The sequence below is a fragment of the Microbacterium sp. LS_15 genome (assembly GCF_041954735.1).
Taxonomy (GTDB): domain Bacteria; phylum Actinomycetota; class Actinomycetes; order Actinomycetales; family Microbacteriaceae; genus Microbacterium.
Window position 1 is genome coordinate 68,141 of the sequence record NZ_JAVAYD010000008.1, and the last position, 16,162, is coordinate 84,302.

At 70.0% G+C, this 16,162-nt stretch carries 15 protein-coding genes; 7 read left to right on the plus strand and 8 right to left on the minus strand.

Translation table 11 applies throughout. From position 1 onward, the window contains the following. Positions 1–18 precede the first annotated feature (18 nt). The 3 genes from RAC69_RS11450 to RAC69_RS11460 all read right to left on the minus strand — a co-directional run bounded on the left by RAC69_RS11450 (position 19) and on the right by RAC69_RS11460 (position 3,454). Positions 19–480: a MarR family winged helix-turn-helix transcriptional regulator gene (locus RAC69_RS11450; RefSeq protein ID WP_375086918.1), complete on the minus strand. Its 462-nt coding sequence runs from the start codon at positions 478–480 to the stop codon at positions 19–21. 71 nt (positions 481–551) lie between these two features. Beyond that, positions 552–1,952 carry a threonine/serine exporter ThrE family protein gene (locus tag RAC69_RS11455; RefSeq protein ID WP_375086919.1) on the minus strand — a complete coding sequence of 467 codons (1,401 nt, stop codon included), beginning with the start codon at positions 1,950–1,952 and terminating at the stop codon, positions 552–554. Between the two features lie 56 nt (positions 1,953–2,008). Then, the gene (locus RAC69_RS11460; RefSeq protein WP_375086920.1) at positions 2,009–3,454 is read right to left on the minus strand and encodes a glucose-6-phosphate dehydrogenase; all 1,446 of its coding nucleotides are present in this window, start codon (positions 3,452–3,454) and stop codon (positions 2,009–2,011) included. A 79-nt stretch (positions 3,455–3,533) separates the two neighbouring features. On the opposite strand from RAC69_RS11460, the gene RAC69_RS11465 reads away from it, so the two are divergent. Then, the gene (locus RAC69_RS11465) at positions 3,534–5,333 is read left to right on the plus strand and encodes a glycoside hydrolase family 15 protein (RefSeq protein WP_375086921.1); all 1,800 of its coding nucleotides are present in this window, start codon (positions 3,534–3,536) and stop codon (positions 5,331–5,333) included. Positions 5,334–5,354: 21 nt separating this feature from the next. Here the strand turns inward: RAC69_RS11465 and RAC69_RS11470 are convergent, their stop codons facing one another. The 3 genes from RAC69_RS11470 to RAC69_RS11480 form a co-directional block, all read right to left on the minus strand. Beyond that, positions 5,355–5,918: a hypothetical protein gene (locus RAC69_RS11470; protein WP_375086922.1), complete on the minus strand. Its 564-nt coding sequence runs from the start codon at positions 5,916–5,918 to the stop codon at positions 5,355–5,357. A gap of 2 nt (positions 5,919–5,920) precedes the next feature. Continuing rightward, positions 5,921–7,069 carry a zinc-dependent alcohol dehydrogenase gene (locus tag RAC69_RS11475; protein WP_375086923.1) on the minus strand — a complete coding sequence of 383 codons (1,149 nt, stop codon included), beginning with the start codon at positions 7,067–7,069 and terminating at the stop codon, positions 5,921–5,923. A gap of 116 nt (positions 7,070–7,185) precedes the next feature. Next, positions 7,186–7,506, minus strand: coding sequence for an ATP-dependent DNA ligase (locus RAC69_RS11480; RefSeq protein ID WP_375086924.1), 321 nt, complete (start codon positions 7,504–7,506; stop codon positions 7,186–7,188). Positions 7,507–7,746: 240 nt separating this feature from the next. Here RAC69_RS11480 and RAC69_RS11485 point away from each other — a divergent pair, with 240 nt between their 5' ends. Beyond that, entirely contained in the window at positions 7,747–8,628 is an 882-nt protein-coding gene (locus tag RAC69_RS11485; RefSeq protein ID WP_375086925.1) for a helix-turn-helix transcriptional regulator, read from the plus strand. Between the two features lie 70 nt (positions 8,629–8,698). Then, the gene (locus RAC69_RS11490; RefSeq protein ID WP_375086926.1) at positions 8,699–9,628 is read left to right on the plus strand and encodes a helix-turn-helix domain-containing protein; all 930 of its coding nucleotides are present in this window, start codon (positions 8,699–8,701) and stop codon (positions 9,626–9,628) included. A gap of 36 nt (positions 9,629–9,664) precedes the next feature. Here the strand turns inward: RAC69_RS11490 and RAC69_RS11495 are convergent, their stop codons facing one another. Together RAC69_RS11495 and RAC69_RS11500 are read right to left on the minus strand one after the other, a co-directional pair. After that, positions 9,665–10,348 (minus strand): ABC transporter ATP-binding protein, encoded by a 684-nt coding sequence (locus tag RAC69_RS11495; RefSeq protein WP_375086927.1) that lies wholly within the window; start codon positions 10,346–10,348, stop codon positions 9,665–9,667. Next, on the minus strand, positions 10,345–11,415 hold the full coding sequence (locus tag RAC69_RS11500; RefSeq protein ID WP_375086928.1) for an ABC transporter permease: 1,071 nt from the start codon (positions 11,413–11,415) through the stop codon (positions 10,345–10,347). Before RAC69_RS11500 ends, RAC69_RS11495 begins: the two co-directional genes overlap by 4 nt. 163 nt (positions 11,416–11,578) lie before the next feature. On the opposite strand from RAC69_RS11500, the gene RAC69_RS11505 reads away from it, so the two are divergent. From RAC69_RS11505 to RAC69_RS11520, 4 genes are all read left to right on the plus strand, one after another. Next, positions 11,579–12,763, plus strand: coding sequence for a sensor histidine kinase (locus RAC69_RS11505; protein WP_375086929.1), 1,185 nt, complete (start codon positions 11,579–11,581; stop codon positions 12,761–12,763). Further along, positions 12,760–13,386, plus strand: coding sequence for a response regulator (locus RAC69_RS11510; RefSeq protein ID WP_375086930.1), 627 nt, complete (start codon positions 12,760–12,762; stop codon positions 13,384–13,386). The genes RAC69_RS11505 and RAC69_RS11510 overlap by 4 nt, the downstream gene beginning before the upstream one ends. Before the next feature lie 425 nt (positions 13,387–13,811). Further along, a complete protein-coding gene (locus RAC69_RS11515; RefSeq protein WP_375086931.1) occupies positions 13,812–15,671 on the plus strand; it encodes a serine hydrolase domain-containing protein in 1,860 nt (619 codons plus the stop codon). 24 nt (positions 15,672–15,695) lie between these two features. Further along, positions 15,696–15,920: a hypothetical protein gene (locus tag RAC69_RS11520; protein ID WP_303708131.1), complete on the plus strand. Its 225-nt coding sequence runs from the start codon at positions 15,696–15,698 to the stop codon at positions 15,918–15,920. Positions 15,921–16,162: the final 242 nt, after the last annotated feature.

The window sequence follows — 16,162 nt, forward strand, 5'->3', positions numbered from 1 at the left end:
GCGGCGCAGAGCGCGGAGTCAGTCGCGTGCCGCCGCGCGTGCGTGCTCGTGATCGGTCACGCCTTGGAGCAGGGCCGTGAGCTCGCGCAGCTCGGCGATGAGGCGCTGGCGGTGCTCGGGGTCGGCCATCCCGGCGAGCTCGGCGACGGTGGCTCGGGCCGGCGCGACCTCGGCCCGCAGGGCGAGTCCGGCGTCGGTGAGACGCACGAGCACCACGCGCTCGTCGTCGGTGCCGCGGGCGCGCGTGACGTAGCCCGCCTGCTCCAGTCGCCGGACGAGGGGAGACAGCGTGCCGGAGTCGAGCTGCATCGCCTCTCCCAGCGCGCCGACGCTCTGCTCGCCCTCGTTCCAAAGGATCGCGAGCACGAGGTACTGCGGGTAGGTGAGGCCCCAGGGTGCGAGCAGCGAGCGGTACGCCTGCGTGGTCGCGCGGGCGGCGGAGTACAGCGAGAAGCACACCATCTCATCGGTCACGGCCATACATCTACCGTACACAATTCAATTGTGCACAACCTATCCGGAAGACCGACTCCCCCTGATTCAGAGGATCGTCAGCGGCGCACCCTTGCGCGCGTCTTCGTGACGCTGCTCAGAGTGGCACGCACCGGCGTCCCCAGATAGAGCCCGAGCGAGGCGCCCGAGGCGAGGCCGATGCCGATCACCGCCGCGTCGATGAGCGATCCCCCGGCCCCCATGACCCCCGAGGTCGTCCCGCCGGCATGCACCATCTCCAACAGACCCTGGAACACCGCGACCCCGGGCACGAGCGGAACGATCGCCGCCGTCGTCACCGCGACCGACGGCACGTGCAGGTTGTGCGCGATGAGCACTCCGACGAAGCTCGCCAGCAGCGCACCCACCGCACTGGCCGCCGCCGGATGCACGTTCACCGCGGTCGCGAGCGTGTAGCCGGCGATCGTGATCGCGCTGAGGAGGGCGCTCACGAGGATGATCCGCAGGCCCGCGCCGTTGAACACGGCGACGGCCACGGCGATGATGATCGCCCCCGCGAACACCGCGGGCAAGGGGCCGAAGGGCGCGGGGTCGTCAGGCAGGTCCATCGTGAAGCCGAGCAGACCGCCCAGCTCGAGCCCGACGAGGATGCCGATCACGACGCCCAGCGTCTGCATCGTCAGATCCAGGATGCGTCCGCCGGCGGTCAGCGCGAAGCCGTCGATCGCATCCTGCGCCGCCCCCACCACGGTGAGCCCGGCGAGCATCAGCACGATGCCCGAGGCGACGATGATCGAGGGGCGGATGCCGACGAACGGCTCGATCCCCGCCGCCCCCAGAGCCGACACGACCACCGCCACGACCGTCGTGACGAAGCCACCGGCGATCTGACTGAAGAACAGCGGCACCCGGATGCGCGCGAGCGCCGCCTGCGTGATCGCCGCGCACAGCGCCGCGACGAACGTCAGACCGACGATGATCGGCGAGGCGCCGAGGAGGATGCTGACGCCGACGGCGAGGAGCGCACGCGCCACGATGACGACGGCCTGCTGGTAGCGGAACGGCAGTCGCCGGATGGCGCGGAACGTCGACCGCGCCGATTCGAGGTCGAGACCGTCGTCGATGTCGGCGACGAGCGCCTGCACGCGCTGCAGCTTGGAATGGTCGGGCGCCGCCACCCGCACCACGCGCACGAGCGTCTCCGGCCAGACCTCGCCGCTCAGGTGGAAGGACACGGTGATCGAGTTGTAGGTCACGTCGACCTGAACGCCTCGCAGCCCGTACGCCTCGCACACGCGGATGATCGCGAGCGTGACCTCGTGCGCCGAGGCCCCGACGGCGAACATCGATTCGCCGATACGCGTCGCGAGGTCGAGGACGCGGGGGACCGTGCGCTCGTCGATCACCGGCAGGGCCTCGGTGTAGGCCACGGCCGACGGATCGGTGTGCAGGATCCGGCGCATCGAGGCGAGCAGCCGTCGGCGCGGGTTCGAGGACATGGTCTCCATTCTCGCCGCTGCTGCCCGGGAGCCCGCGTCGGCGCTGGCGCGTCGCGTCAGGCGGGCGTGTCGCCTCCGCGCGTCGTCTCGGTCGCCGTCTGCGCATCGGCGGCGGCCGTCGTGTCACGCGGCGCGAACCCTGAGGAGCTCGGCCAGCCCTCCGGTCCGTCGGTCCCCGCCGCGTACTCCTGCAGAGGCACCTCGCCCGCCGCCCAGGCGTCACGGATCGGCTGGAGGATGCGCCAGCACTCCTCGGCCTCGTCGTCGCGCACCGACAGCGTGACGTCGCCGTCGAGCAATTCGTCGAGGACCTCCTCGTAGGACCGCTGCTGCCCCTGTCCGAGCTCGGCCACCAGGTCCTCCTGTCGCAGATCGAACGGCTCGTCGCCGCTCGTCACGTGCACGCCCAGGGTCATGCGGTCGGGCCCGAGCGCGAACGTGAGCCGACCGCCGTCGCGAGGTGCGTTGCGCAGCCCCTCCGGCAGATGCCGGACCGGACGGAACGTCACCACGACCTCCGACCGCTTCGTCGGGAGGGCCTTGCCGGAGCGCAGCACGAACGGCACGCCGGCCCAGCGCTCGTTCGCCACCTCGAACACCACCTCGGCGAGCGTCTCAGTGCCGAGCGAGGGATCCACGCCCTCCTCGTCGGCGTACGAGGGGATGTCGCGGTCGCCCACCCTTCCGGCGGTGTACCTCGCTCGGAACGATGCGCTCGCCGGGTCGTTGCGCCAGACGTGCGTGGCGCGCAGCGCGGCGGCCTTCGCATCACGCAGGTCGCGCTCGCCCAGTGTCGCGGGAGGCTCCATGGCCATGAGCCCGAGCACCTGCAGCAGGTGGCTCTGGATCATGTCGATCATGGCGCCCGCGTGGTCGTAGTAGCGCGCCCGGTTCTCGAGCGCGAGACTCTCGTCGAAGCGGATGAGCACCGAGTCGATGTGCTCGGCCGACCACACCGGGTCCCACATGCGGTTGGCGAGGCGCAGGCCGAGCAGGTTCAGCAGCATCGAGCGCCCGAGGAAGTGGTCGACGCGGAAGATGCGGTTCTCGGGCACGAGCGCGACGAGGGCCTCGTTGAGCGACCTGGCGCTCGCGGCATCGTCGCCGAACGGCTTCTCCATCGCGAGCACCACGTCGTCGGGCAGCTCTGCGCCGTGCAGCGCATCGATGGCTTTGCGCGTCACAGCCGGGGGCAGGGCGAAGTACAGCACGGTGCGCGGCGAGAGGGTCTCCACGAGAGCGCCGATCTCCGTCGGGTCGGTCACGTCCAGAGCGGTGTAGTCGCCCACGGTCACGGTGCCCTCGTCGACCGGCGCGCCCACGGCATCCCGCACCGTCTCCTGCCAGCGCGACGCATCCCAGTCCTCGACACCGGCCCCGCGCACGGTCACGGTGCGACCCGGCTCCCGTGTGAGGAGGGATCCGAGGGAGGGGAGGAGCAGGCGCGAGGTGAGATCACCCGACGCGCCGAGGATGAGGAGGGTGCATGGCGAACCGGTCATGCCGACGAGAGTATGCATCCGCTGTGTCCCTGCGCCACCCCGTGGCCCCGGGGCGGGGAATCGTGACACACTACGGTCCGTGCCGGAACGGATCGAGGACTACGCCCTTCTCAGCAACTGTCGGACGACGGCCCTCGTCTCGAGCGGGGGGAGCATCGACTGGCTCTGCCTGCCGCGACTCGACTCGGCCTCGGTCTTCGCCGCGCTGCTCGGCGACGAGACGCACGGGCGCTGGGAGCTGCGGCCGACGGACAGGGATGCCGTCAGCACCCGCCGCTACGACGGCGACACGTTCGTGCTCGTGACGCGCTGGCAGAGCGGAGACGCCGTCGCGGAGGTGCATGACTTCATGCCCGTCGGCCCCGATCCGGAGGCCGAGATCCTGCGCACCGATCTCGTGCGCCGTGTCGTGGGCATCAGGGGAGAGATGTCGTTCACGCAGCATCTGACGCTGAGGTTCGACTACGCCAGGGCGATGCCGTGGCTGCGCCAGACAGGCACCCCGGAGGCGCCGTGTCTCGTCGCGATGGCCGGTCCCGACGCGGTCGCGGTGCGCGGAGCCGCGCTCGCATCGGTCGACCATGAGCACCGCGGCGAGGTCGCCGTGCGGGCGGGCGAGACGTGCGACCTGCACCTCACCTGGTTCCCCTCGTACCGCGAGGTGCCCGAGCCGCTCGACGTCGAGCGGGCGCACGCGGAGACCGCCGCGTGGTGGCGGAAGTGGGCGGGGCGGATCGCCCACGACGGTCCGCATCGCGACGAGGTGGTGCGGTCGCTGCTGATCCTCCGCGCGCTGTCGAATCACGAGACCGGCGGCATCGCGGCTGCGGCGACCATGGGACTTCCGGAGGAGATCGGGGGCGAGCGCAACTGGGACTACCGCTACGTGTGGCTGCGCGACGCCGCTCTTACGCTGGAGGCCCTCGTCGGGCACGGTTTCCTGCATCTGGCCGACGCCTGGCGCACCTGGCTGCTGCGCGCCGTCGCCGGGGACCCCGGTGATCTGCAGATCATGTACGGACCGGCGGGCGAGCGGGACATCGCCGAGCGCGAGCTCGATCACCTTCCGGGGTTCGAGGGGTCGCGCCCCGTGCGCCTCGGCAACGGCGCATCCACCCAGTACCAGGCGGATGTCGTGGGCGAGGTGATCGTGACGCTGTCGGCGGCGCGTGCGGCCGGCGTTCCGGAGTCCCCGTTCTCGTGGGCGCTCGAACGGCAGCTGCTGCGCTTCGCCTCGGAGCAGATCGAGCGTCGCGACCAGGGGCTGTGGGAGATCAGGGGAGAGGCGCGCTTCTTCACCCACTCGCGGGTCATGATCTGGGCCGCGTTCGACCGGGCCGTCCGCGCGGTCGAGGAGGACGGGCTCGACGGCCCCGTCGAGCGCTGGCGCGAACTGCGCGACCGCATGCGCGACGAGATCGACACCCGCGGCGTCGTCGACGGACACTTCGTGCAGCACTACGAGACCGACGAGGTCGACGCCTCGCTGCTGCTGCTCCCGCAGGTGGGTTTCTGCGCGCCGGACGACGCCCGCATGCGGGCGACCGTCGCACGCATCGAGCAGACGCTGATGCACGACGGCCTCGTCCATCGCTACCGCACCACGACGGGGGTCGACGGGCTCTCCGGCACCGAAGGGGCGTTCCTCGCGTGCTCGTTCTGGCTCGTCGAGCAGTACGCGTGCACAGGGCGCATCGACGAGGCGGAGGCGCTCATGCAGCGCCTGTGCGGGCTCGCGAACGATGTCGGGATGCTGTCGGAGGAGTACGACGCGGCCGCCGGGCGCCAGCTCGGCAACACTCCGCAGGCGTTCTCGCACCTCGCACTCGTGCGGGCGGCCGACGCCCTCGCCCGCCGCGCCCACCGCCCGCGCGGCTGAGCTCGACGGACGAGCGCTCGGTCAGCGTCGGATCAGGCGTCGGAGGACGGAGAACGTCAGGGCTGCCGCCGCGATCCACGGGCCGACGACGAGGATCGGATCCATCCAGGTGTGCCGCAGGTCGAGGCGTCCGCGGCCGAACCGGGAGCGCACGGGGTGATGGCCGAGCTCCGCGGCCACCCCCGTCTGCGTCACCGGATCGTCGGGATGCCGTGAGGCGAACGACCGGAGGTGGGCCGTGACGGCATCCACCCGGTCGCCGAGCACCAGCAGCATCCACCGGGTGTTCTTCGTCTCGCTGAAGCGGTCGTAGGCGAAGCGGCGGATGGCGCCGGCGAGTCCGTGCAGCGGTTGAGCCGTGCCGTAGACCGGTGGCAGCATGCCGTGCTCGATCGAGCGCTCTCGGCGAGGGTCGTCGCCCTGCCGTTCGGGGAAGATCCAGTGCGCGCCGGTCTCGCCGACGTCGTCGAGCTCCTGCCAGGTGCGGCGGTGCTCGGGAGCGAGGTCGGCACCCCATCCCGGGATGCGGGCGCGGAGCTCCTCCTCGGACGGGGCGAGTGCGGGGCGGGATGCTTCGTAGGGCATGATCATTCCTCTCCGACGACGACGAGCGGTTTGATGCAGTCGTCGAGCTTCGACGAGAACACGTGATACGCCTCGGCGATGTGCTCGAGGGGGAACCGGTGCGTGAGCAGGTCGCTCGGCGAGACGAGGCCCTGTTGGATGTGCTCGAGCAGCCGCGGCCATTGGCGCTTGACGGGGGCCTGGTTCGCCCGGACCGTGAGTCCCTTGTTCATGATGTCGCCGAGCCGCACGGCCGAGACCAGCGGACCGTAGGCGCCGATCACCGAGACCGTCCCGCCCTTGCGCACCGAGTCGATGGCCCAGTTCACGGCCACCGGCGAGCCGCCCTGGAGCTTGAGCTTGGCGCTCGTCACGTGCTGCAGGACGTTGCCGTCCGACTCGGCACCGACCGCGTCGATGACCACGTCCGCCCCCAGGTACCCGGTCGTCTTCCTGAGCGCGAGCACGATGTCGGCGACATCCGACAGGTGGATCGTCTCGGCGAAGGCGAAGGTGCGCGCCTTCTCCAGCCGGTAGTCGATGTGGTCGACCACGATCACGCGCCCCGCGCCGAGGAACCATGCCGATCGAGCGGCCGCGAGACCGACCGGTCCGGCGCCGAACACGACGACGGTGTCGCCGGCGGCGATGTCGCCGAGCTGCGCGCCGAAGTATCCCGTCGAGAACGCATCGGTGAGCAGCAGAGCATCCTCGGAACTCAGCCAGTCGGGGATGACCGACGGTCCGACGTCGGCGAACGGAACGCGCACGAACTCCGCCTGCCCGCCGTCGTATCCGCCGGTGGTGTGGGAGTACCCGTAGATGCCGCCGACGGCCGTGGCGTTCGGATTGACGTTGTGGCAGTTCGAGAAGAGCCCGCGGCTGCAGAAGAAGCACGAGCCGCAGTAGATGTTGAACGGCACCATGACGCGATCGCCGCGCGAGAGCGTCTCGACCGACGGTCCCACCTCCTCCACGATTCCCACGATCTCGTGGCCGAAGGTGTGGCCGATGCGGGTGTCGGGCATCATGCCGTGGAAGAGGTGGAGATCGGAACCGCACACCGCGGCGCGCGTGACGCGGACGATCGCGTCGTTCGGGTGCTGGATGCGCGGTTCCGGCTTCTCCTCGACGCGGATCTTGTGCGGTCCGCGGTAGGTCATGGCTTTCATCGGTCTGCCTTTCTGCTTCGCGAGAGGCCAGTCCATGCCCCGGTGAGCAGGGGGAAGAGGGGGTTCACAGATCCGGAAGCGCCTGGGACAATCCGGTGGCCTGCCCCAGGAGGCGTCTAGGCCACGGCGGCCGTCGAGGCGGGCGAGGGCTCGTGCACGAGGTAGAGGCCGCTCGGCGAGTTCGCCGTGACCGTCAGCGCGTGGACCCAGGCGCGGTTGATGAGTGGCCGCTGGGGTGTCTCGTACTTGAAGACGAGGTTCGTCTGCGTGTGCAGCCAGACGGTCGTGCGGCCGCCGCCGATGCTCGCATCGTCTTTCCACGTCAGGGCGAACGGTTCGCCGAACCGGAGCTTGGCGAGGATGGCGAGCTGGAGGTGCGCGAGCGCCCGATCGTCGTAAGTCGTCTTCACGGAGTTCTCGTATACGAGTCGTCCCATGGGGATCACCTCTCTCTGTCTGGGGGTCGAAAGGTGCTTCCGACGCTACGCTCGCGGCCGCACGGCGCAAGGGCACTGTCCGTTTCGCGCAGCGACTCGTCGTCGAGAGCCCCTTGCGCTCGGCGGACAGGGGCGTAGCGTTGGTCGGACATCCGGTCACGGCGGCACGGTTCGTGACGAGAGCCCGGAGGCGCTGTGCTCCAGAGGACGACGTTCGAGACGCGGGATCGTGACGAGGCCATGTCGGCTCTGTCCTCGATGGTCGACAGCCGCATCGTCACGCCGGGGCGGGGCGAGCTGGGACTCCGCACCGACGTCACGATCAGCGACATCGTGACGGATGCCGCGGTCGACATCGGCACGGAGTTCCAGGCGACGAACGCACCGGTGGATGTGATCCACATCGTGACGACCGGCGGCGTGTACGTCGTGGACGTGCGCGGTACCGAGCACGTGGCGACGCTCGGACAGACCATCCGGCCGCCCACGCATCTCGCCTGCGACTTCCTCGTGCCGCGGGGAGAGTTCACCGTCACGACCATTCCCGGCGCGGCCGTCCGCGACGTCGCCCGGGAGGTGTTCGTCGACGAGCCGACAGCCCTCGATCTCGAGGTGCTGCGTCCGGTGTCCCCGGAGATGGAGGGCCTCTGGAGCGCGAGCATCGCCTTCTATCGCGAGTACGTGCTGCAGCCGACGATGTACAACAACGTGCTGATCCGACAGGAGGCGACCCGGAGCCTCATCACCACGGCGATCCTCGCCTTCGGTCTGCACCGGCCGGGGGAGCGAGTCGCTGCCCCGTCGGCCGCGGCGCGCCGGGCCCGCAGGCACATCGACGAGAACCTGCACCTGCCGCTCACGGTCCATGACATCGCGGCTGCCGCGCGACTCAGCGTCCGCGGACTGCAGTACGCGTTCCAGGGCGCGTACGGCGAGTCCCCGATGAACTACCTCCGATCAGCCCGCCTCTCGGCGGCGCGCCGCGAGCTCCTCGCGACCGACCCCGAGCGCGACACGGTGTCCGGAATCGCGAGGCGGTGGGGCTTCGTCCACATGGGGCGCTTCGCCGCCGCCTACCGCAACGCCTACGGGGAGAGTCCTCGGGCGACGTTGGCGTCGTGACCGAGGACCCGCCCCGCCGACGCTCGTTCCGGGGGAGAACCTCCGGGAGGAGCACAGAGAGGAGAGCACGATGACGACGCTGGACGAATCGGTCGTCTCGACCGGTTTCGACGCGGTCGAAGCACGCATGCGGGAGCAGTACGGCAAGGTGCAGCTCACCGAATCCGACACGGCCATGCACGAGCGTTCCGTGATCACACCGCAGTTCTTCCTCAACAGGATCCGCTTCACCGGATCCTTCGCCGTGACGGCCGAGCTGCCGATGCTCACCACCGTGATCTCCAGCGGCAGGTACGGGTGGTCCGCGGGTGAGGAGGAGGGCGATGCCCGTGCGCGGCCTTTCCTGATCCGTCCCGACTCAGTGGTCCACGCCTCGTGCGGGAACGCGAAGATGGTCGCGATGTCGTTCGACGCGCCGTCGCTCGAGCAGATGGCGCGATCGTTCTACGCGGACGATTGCCTCACCGTGCGCTTCGACAGCAGCGGGCCGGTGGACGAGGCTGCCAGCGCGCTGTACCGCAGACTCCTCGTCGGGAGCCTCGCCCACCTGCCACTGCTCGCCGAGAGCGACCTGCTTCGCGCGTCGCTGTACCGGATGATGGTGGCCGGCCTGCTGGAGTGCTTCGCGCTCCACGGCGACCCCGTGCATCGCCGGGATTCCGTGCGGTCCCGACAGGAGGGGTACCGGCGGGCGCGCGCCTACATCGACGACCACGCCGCGGATCCGATCACCGTGGTCGAGGTGGCCGCCGCCTCGTCGCTGTCCGTGCCCCAGCTCGACGATGCCGTGCGCAGCCACTCGACGACGGGCACGGACGCCGCGGGGGAGCTGCGCAGGGTGCGACTCGCCGGCGCTCACCGCGACCTGCTCGCCGGCGATCCGAGGGCGGGTACGAGCGTGCGCGAGATCGCGCTCCGGTGGGGATACGCGCCGGACAACTTCGCTCGCGCCTATCGGGCCGCGTACGGGTGCTCTCCCCGCGAGACCCTCGGCCGCTGAGGCCCCGGCGCCGCCCCGAGGGCGAGGCGCCGGCTCTCAGGCGATCTCGGCGAGTCGACCGTCGACGAGACGGACGACGGCGTGCATGCGGGGGAGGTGGACGAGGTCGTGCGTGACGAGCAGCGTCGAGGTGTTCAGCTGCTCGGTGAGCTGCAGGATGAGGTCGATGATCGACGCTCCGCGTTCCTGATCGAGCGCGCTGGTCGGTTCGTCGACGAGGAGCACGCTGGGGTCGTTCATCAGTGCTCGGGCGATGTTCACACGCTGGCGCTGGCCGCCGGAGAGCTGATGCGGTCGCTTCTCACGGTGCTCCGCGAGACCGACGGCGTCGAGGAGCGCGTCCGCGCGTTCCGCGGCTCGGCTGCGACGTCGACGGCTGCGGGGCGCACCGAGCTCGTTCATGACGGTGAGCTGCTCGCGGGCGGTGAGGGACGGGATGAGGTTCGACTGCTGGAACACGATCCCGAGCCGGTCGCGGCGCAGCTCCGCGGCCTCGCGGGGGGTCAGGCGGCTGACGTCGACGTCGTCGACGACGACGTGTCCGCGATCGGGGCGGATGAGGGTGGCGGCGACGGCGAGCAGGCTCGATTTGCCCGAGCCGCTGGGCCCGGTGATGCCGGTGACGGTGCCGGGGCGCGCGGTGAGCGACACATCGTCGACGGCCGTGACGCGTGTGTCCCCGTCGGGGAACGTGAGGGTGATGTGGTCGAGACGGATCATCGATTGCTCCCGAGGGCGGTGAGGGGGTCGGCGGAGGTGACGGTCCGGAGCGCGAAGGCTGCTCCCGCGAGCCCGAGGGCGACCATGATGGCCCCGGGGAGGAGTGTGGTGAGGGGGTTCAGCATGAAGGGCAGCGTCCCACCTGCGGCCGCGCCGAGGAGCGCGACGATGCCGAGTCCGAGGCCGATCCCGGCGACCAGCACGATCAGGGCCTGTCCGAGCGAGTCGCGCACGAGAGAGCGCGTGCTCGCCCCGAGTGCCTTGAGCACGGCGACGTCGCCCTTGCGCTGCATGGTCCAGACGGTGAAGAACGCGCCGATCACGAGTCCGGAGATGCCGAACAGCATCGCGACCATCAGCAGGAGCGAGCCGATCTCCGAGCGGAAGGCGCTGAGCGCGGTCAACGAGCCCAGCGGCGTTGCGGAGACGGTGCTCCGGGCCGAGTCGGCGGCATCCCAATCCGGTGTCCCGCTGACGGCGAGGACCGTGGCGTACGCGTCAGGCGTGCCGGTGGCGGCGGAGTATCGCTGCCAGTCGGCGAGCGTCATCTGCACGACGGGAGTGTGGCTGTACCAGCCGTCTCCGTCGATCCGGCTGACGGTGTACACCGTTCCGGCGATCGTGACGGCGTCGCCGACTGCGGCATCGAGGGCCTCGGCGGCGGGTTCAGACAGGCTCAACCGACCGTCCTCCGCGGGGGCGGTGTCATCGAATCCCGGTTCGACGCCGAACACGGCGATGGCCGCGCGCGCCGTGTCGCTCTCGCCGCGGGTCTGGCTGATCCCCACGGGACGCACGGAGGTCACCCCGTCGGTCGCGGACCAGGCCGTGGCCTGCTCCGCCGTGATCGCGGAGTCCGAGAAGCTCGGCCCACCGCCCGCCGCGGAGGGGGCGGAGAACACGATGCGGTCGCCGGGCAGAGCGAGCACGGCGGAGACGTTCTGGGTGGCGAGGCCGCCGGTGAGCCCGCTGAGGAACCCGACGAGCACGGTGATGAGAGCGACGACCGAGCCGATCAGGAGGAAGCGGCCTCGAGCGAAGCGGAGATCGCGGAACGCGACGAACATGGTGAGCCTTTCCGGCCGCCGGTGCGGCGACCGTTTCCACTCTCGCCCTCGGTTCGCGAACGGGCATCCGACGCGGGCACGTCCCTCCGCACCCGGAAGGTCGATCTCCCGATCGTTCTTTCGGACGATGCCTGCGCCGAGCGCGCTGCATAGACTCCCTCGTATGGCGCACACCGCTCTGACCCCCGTCTTCGTGGGTCTGCGGACGGGTCTGCACGTGCTCTTCTTCGCGCTGACGGGGCTGGTAATCGCCCGCGCCGTGCTCGATCCCACCGGTGCGAGCGTGGTGGTGACCGTGCTCGCGGTCGTCCTCGGCGTCACCTACGCCACCGGTGCGCTCCTCACGGGGGCCGTGCGGTCGTCTCGAATCTCGACGGGGATCTGGCTGGCGCTCGTGACGGTGCAGTGGCTGGCGTTGACCTGGCTCATCGCCGACGCCGCGTACCTCGTGTTCCCGCTCTTCTTCCTGTACCTGCATCTGCTCGGCAGGTGGTGGGGGACCGCTGCGATCCTCGCCTCCACCGTCTTCGCGATCGTCGCTCTCGGCCTTCACGGCGGATGGAGCGTGGGCGGCGTGGTCGGTCCGCTGGTCGGCGCGGGTGTCGCCCTCCTCATCGGGCTCGGCTACGAGGCGCTCGCGCGCGAGGCGCGGCAGAGAGAGGCGCTCGTCGCCGAGCTGCTGGCGACCCGCGGTCGCCTCGCAGCGACCGAGCACGAGTCGGGAGTGCTGGCGGAGCGCGGGCGGCTGGCTCGCGAGATCCATGACACGCTCGCTCAGGGGCTCTCGAGCATCCAGATGCTGCTGCACGCCGCGGAGCGGGCGGATGCCGAACGCCCCGGGATCGCGCACATCCGCCTCGCACGAGAGACCGCCGCCGCGAACCTCGTCGAGGCTCGTCGCTTCATCCGCGAGCTCACCCCGCCGCAGCTCGACGATCAGAGCCTGGGCGGGGCACTGCGTCGCCTCGCGGCGAGGGAGTGGGCGGACCAGGGACTCGACGTCCGGGTGCGGGTGTCGGATGCCGTCGTCCTGCCCATGCACCTGCAGACAGCGCTCCTGCGTATCACCCAGGGCGCGATCGCGAACGTCATCCAGCACGCGCACGCGACCACGGCGACCGTGACCATCGCGGTCGACGGCGACCGGCTGCACTTCAGCGTCACCGACGACGGGATCGGATTCGATGCGGCGCCGCTCGTGCCGCACGATCCGGAGCGGTCCGACTCGTTCGGGCTTCGTGCCACCGAAGAGCGCGTGCAGCAGCTCGGCGGGACGCTGCGGATCAATACGGCGCCGGGCCGGGGAACCGCACTGACCGTCGACCTGTCGCTGGAGGAGCTCGCATGATCCGCCTCGTGATCGCCGACGACCACCCCATCGTCCGCGCCGGCCTCCACGCGCTGTTCAGCCTGGAGCCGGACCTGGAGGTCGTCGCAGAAGCCGACGGCCCCGACGAGGCGGTGCGCGCGGCCGAACGCGAGAACCCCGACGTCGTGCTGATGGATCTGCAGTTCGGGTCGACCGCGGCGTCGGGCGGGGCGGACGCCACGCGACGCATCCGCTCCCTCGACGCGGCGCCGTACGTGCTCGTCCTGACGAACTACGACTCCGACGCCGACATCCTCAGCGCGGTCGAAGCCGGAGCGAGCGGCTATCTGCTGAAGGACGCCCCTCCGCACGAGCTCATCGCGGCCGTGCGCGCGGCAGCGGCAGGGGAGAGCGCGCTCGCGCCGGTCATCGCCTCGCGACTCCTCGATCGAATGCGCGCGCCTCAGGTCAGCCTGAGCAGCCGCGAGATCGAGGTGCTCGAACTCGTCGCCTCCGGCCGGTCGAACACCGAGGTCGCCGACCGGCTCTTCATCAGCGAGACGACGGTCAAGTCGCACCTCGCGCACATCTTCTCGAAGCTCGACGTCACGTCGCGCACCGCCGCGGTGTCCGCCGCCCGGCGGAAGGGGATCCTGCGCTGAGACGACGAGACCCCGCCCGGATGGGCGGGGTCTCGTCGATGTGTGTGGGTTGTACGCAGAAGGTGTTTTGCCGCGTGGTTCCGGGGGAGTTGGCGCGTCCCCACAGCGTCAATCCTCTGCAGCCTCAGCCGTAATCCTCTCGTTCGCAACGCCGCGACCTTCGATAGGCGCATGTGAAGACCCAGGGTTTGCTCACTTGCACCCGGGCCGTCGCGTGAGCCGTCGGGATTGGCGGGTGGTCGTGCTGCACCTGTTACGGAGGAAGCCGACCGGCCTCAGCGTCCGACCCGACGGGGGTCTCGCTGCTAGGGTCGGTAGTTCTGCCCGACAGCCATGCTGAACGTCCGCGCCCTACACCGAAGCTCCCCATGACTGCCATACTGCACGTTTCGTCCCGTCTGCCCCGCCGAGGATCCAGAGCGGCGGTGGCCGCAGTCGTCGGGCTCGCAGCTCTCGCTCTCTCGCTCCTTCCCCTAACGCCAGCGGTTGCCGCGGGGCCTGCCGATGACCTCGAGCACACACTGGCCGAGCGTGTCGGCGACGTCGTCGGCACTGCCGCCACGGGCGCAGCCGTCGTGGTGACTCAGGGGGACCGACAGCTCCTGGCCATCACGGACGGGTACTCAGACGCGAAACTCACCGAGCCGTTCACTCTTCAGACGCGCACGCCGGTCGCATCCGTGTCGAAGATGGTCACGGCGCTCAGCGCCATCACACTGGACGCGGAGGGCGCCATCGATCTTTCCGCGGATCTTCGTCGCGCGGACAGCGTCGATCTCGTCGACGAGCGCGCCGAGGGTGACCGTGCGCCGGTGACCGGCTGGAACATCCTCACCCATCACGCTGGTCTTGCAGAGTCGATCCTGCTCTTCCCCGACGCCTCCGGTGTCACAGAAGATCAACCGCTCGCGGCCTGGGTGAGCGAGCACCCGCCCGTATTGAGGTACGCCTCTTCGGGTATGCACTATTCGGCGCTGCAGGGACACACCCTCCTCGGGTCGGTGATGGAGTCCGCGACCGGCCAGACCTTCGACGACATCGTCACGGAGACCGTATTCGCACGCGTCGGCGCAGACACCGCGTCCTACCGCGAGGGTCCAGCTGATGCGGAACTCAGCGCACCGACCGCTGACGGGTGGACTCCGACGCCGTGGCCGTTCGCGCCCGAGCGCCCCGCATCCGCGTTGGTGTGGAGCGCGAACGATGCCGAGGCGGTCCTCCGCGCGCTGTCGCCGGAATCCGACGCGCTCGCCTCTGATGTGCGGGCCGCAGCGTTGTCGACGGCCGTCATTCCGGCGCACGGAGGCACGGGGCACACTGGCGTGTTCTTCGACGAGGTGCGGGAGGGCGTGCGCGTGTTGGAGCACACCGGTGCGAACGGTGTCGCTCGAATCGCCTACATGCCGGACGCCGACATCGGCGTGTACGTGTCGACAACTTCGGAGCAGGCCGCGGCAGCGGAGATGACGGATGCCGTCATCGACGACGTCGCTCGCTGGGTCTCGGAGAACGGCTTCGCTGGGCAGCCCATTGAGACGCCTCGCGAGCCGGTCCAGCCGTCGTGGGTTCCCGATGCATCGTCCGCGGATCCGTCGGGACTGTTCGCGGAGCGGCTGTTCCTCGACCAGCCCTTCGAGCGGGGCCTGCGCGCGCTCCTCGGACAGGTCGCGGTCAGCCTCGACGGGGACGTGTTGCGCATCGGCGGACGCGAGTACACAGCGGACTCGACGAACCGGTGGTGTTCACCGGACGGGTGCGTCACAGCCGTTCGCACCGAGGCCGGCGAGGTGCAGCTTCTCCGCGGTGACCGGGGGATGCTTGAGCAGACCCTCGATCCCGTCCCGTGGTGGCGTGACGCCAGCCTCGTCCTTGTCTCCTTGGCCAGTATCCCGGTGCTTGGAGCTGTCGTCCTCGGTGCCGGCATCCGTGCGGCGGTTCGCGGTCGCAGGGGAGAAGAGAACGCCTCCGCACCCTCGCGGCTGTTGGCCGGCATCTGGGCGGGGCTCGCCGCCCTCGCTGCAGTAGGCTCTGTCGCCCTGCCGCTTCTACCGCTGCTCGACGCGCAGACCTTCGCGCCCTTCGCGCCGAACTCGCCGGCGCTGATCTTCGTCTCGGCGCTCGTCGTCGTCGCTGCGTCCGCAGGATTCCTCTGGGTAGTCTCCGCTGGCCGTGCCTGGCGCAAACGGCGCGTTGTCGGCCGGATCATCACGATTGTTGGCGCCGTGCTCGGTGTCGTCGCCACTTTCACACTCGTCGACTGGACCCTCATTCCCGCTGGGGCGTAAGGGTCCGATACCCGAAAGGCACTCATGACATCGAAGCCGACCCCCGCCTACGTCCCCCTCGCCATCGTCGGCGCTGTCTGTCTCACCGGCGTCGTGCTGTTCGGAATGTCGACGGCACGCGAGGCCGAGCAGCAGCGAGCCGACCGGATCGTCCAGTGTCGCCAGGTCGTGCTCGACACCTACGCCGCATCCGACGGTGAGAAGATTGACCTCGCCGCGGACCTGGTCGCGTGCGACCGGGAGTCTTAGTAAAGCTGCGGAGGCTCTCTTCCTCCACCTGACTCTGGTGTGGCGAATTTCCGGTTATACCCCACAACCGGCCGTCCTCATCCCCTCGATCAAGCCGAGTAACGTGCTCGCTGCACCCGAGTTCGGGAGAGTTTCCTGAAATGCGGTCAGCGACCGTCAACGAGAAAAGCCGCCTGAAACCAGGCGGCTTTTCTCGTACTTTCCGTGGGTCGTACGCGGATCGTGTCTTGCCGCGTGATTCC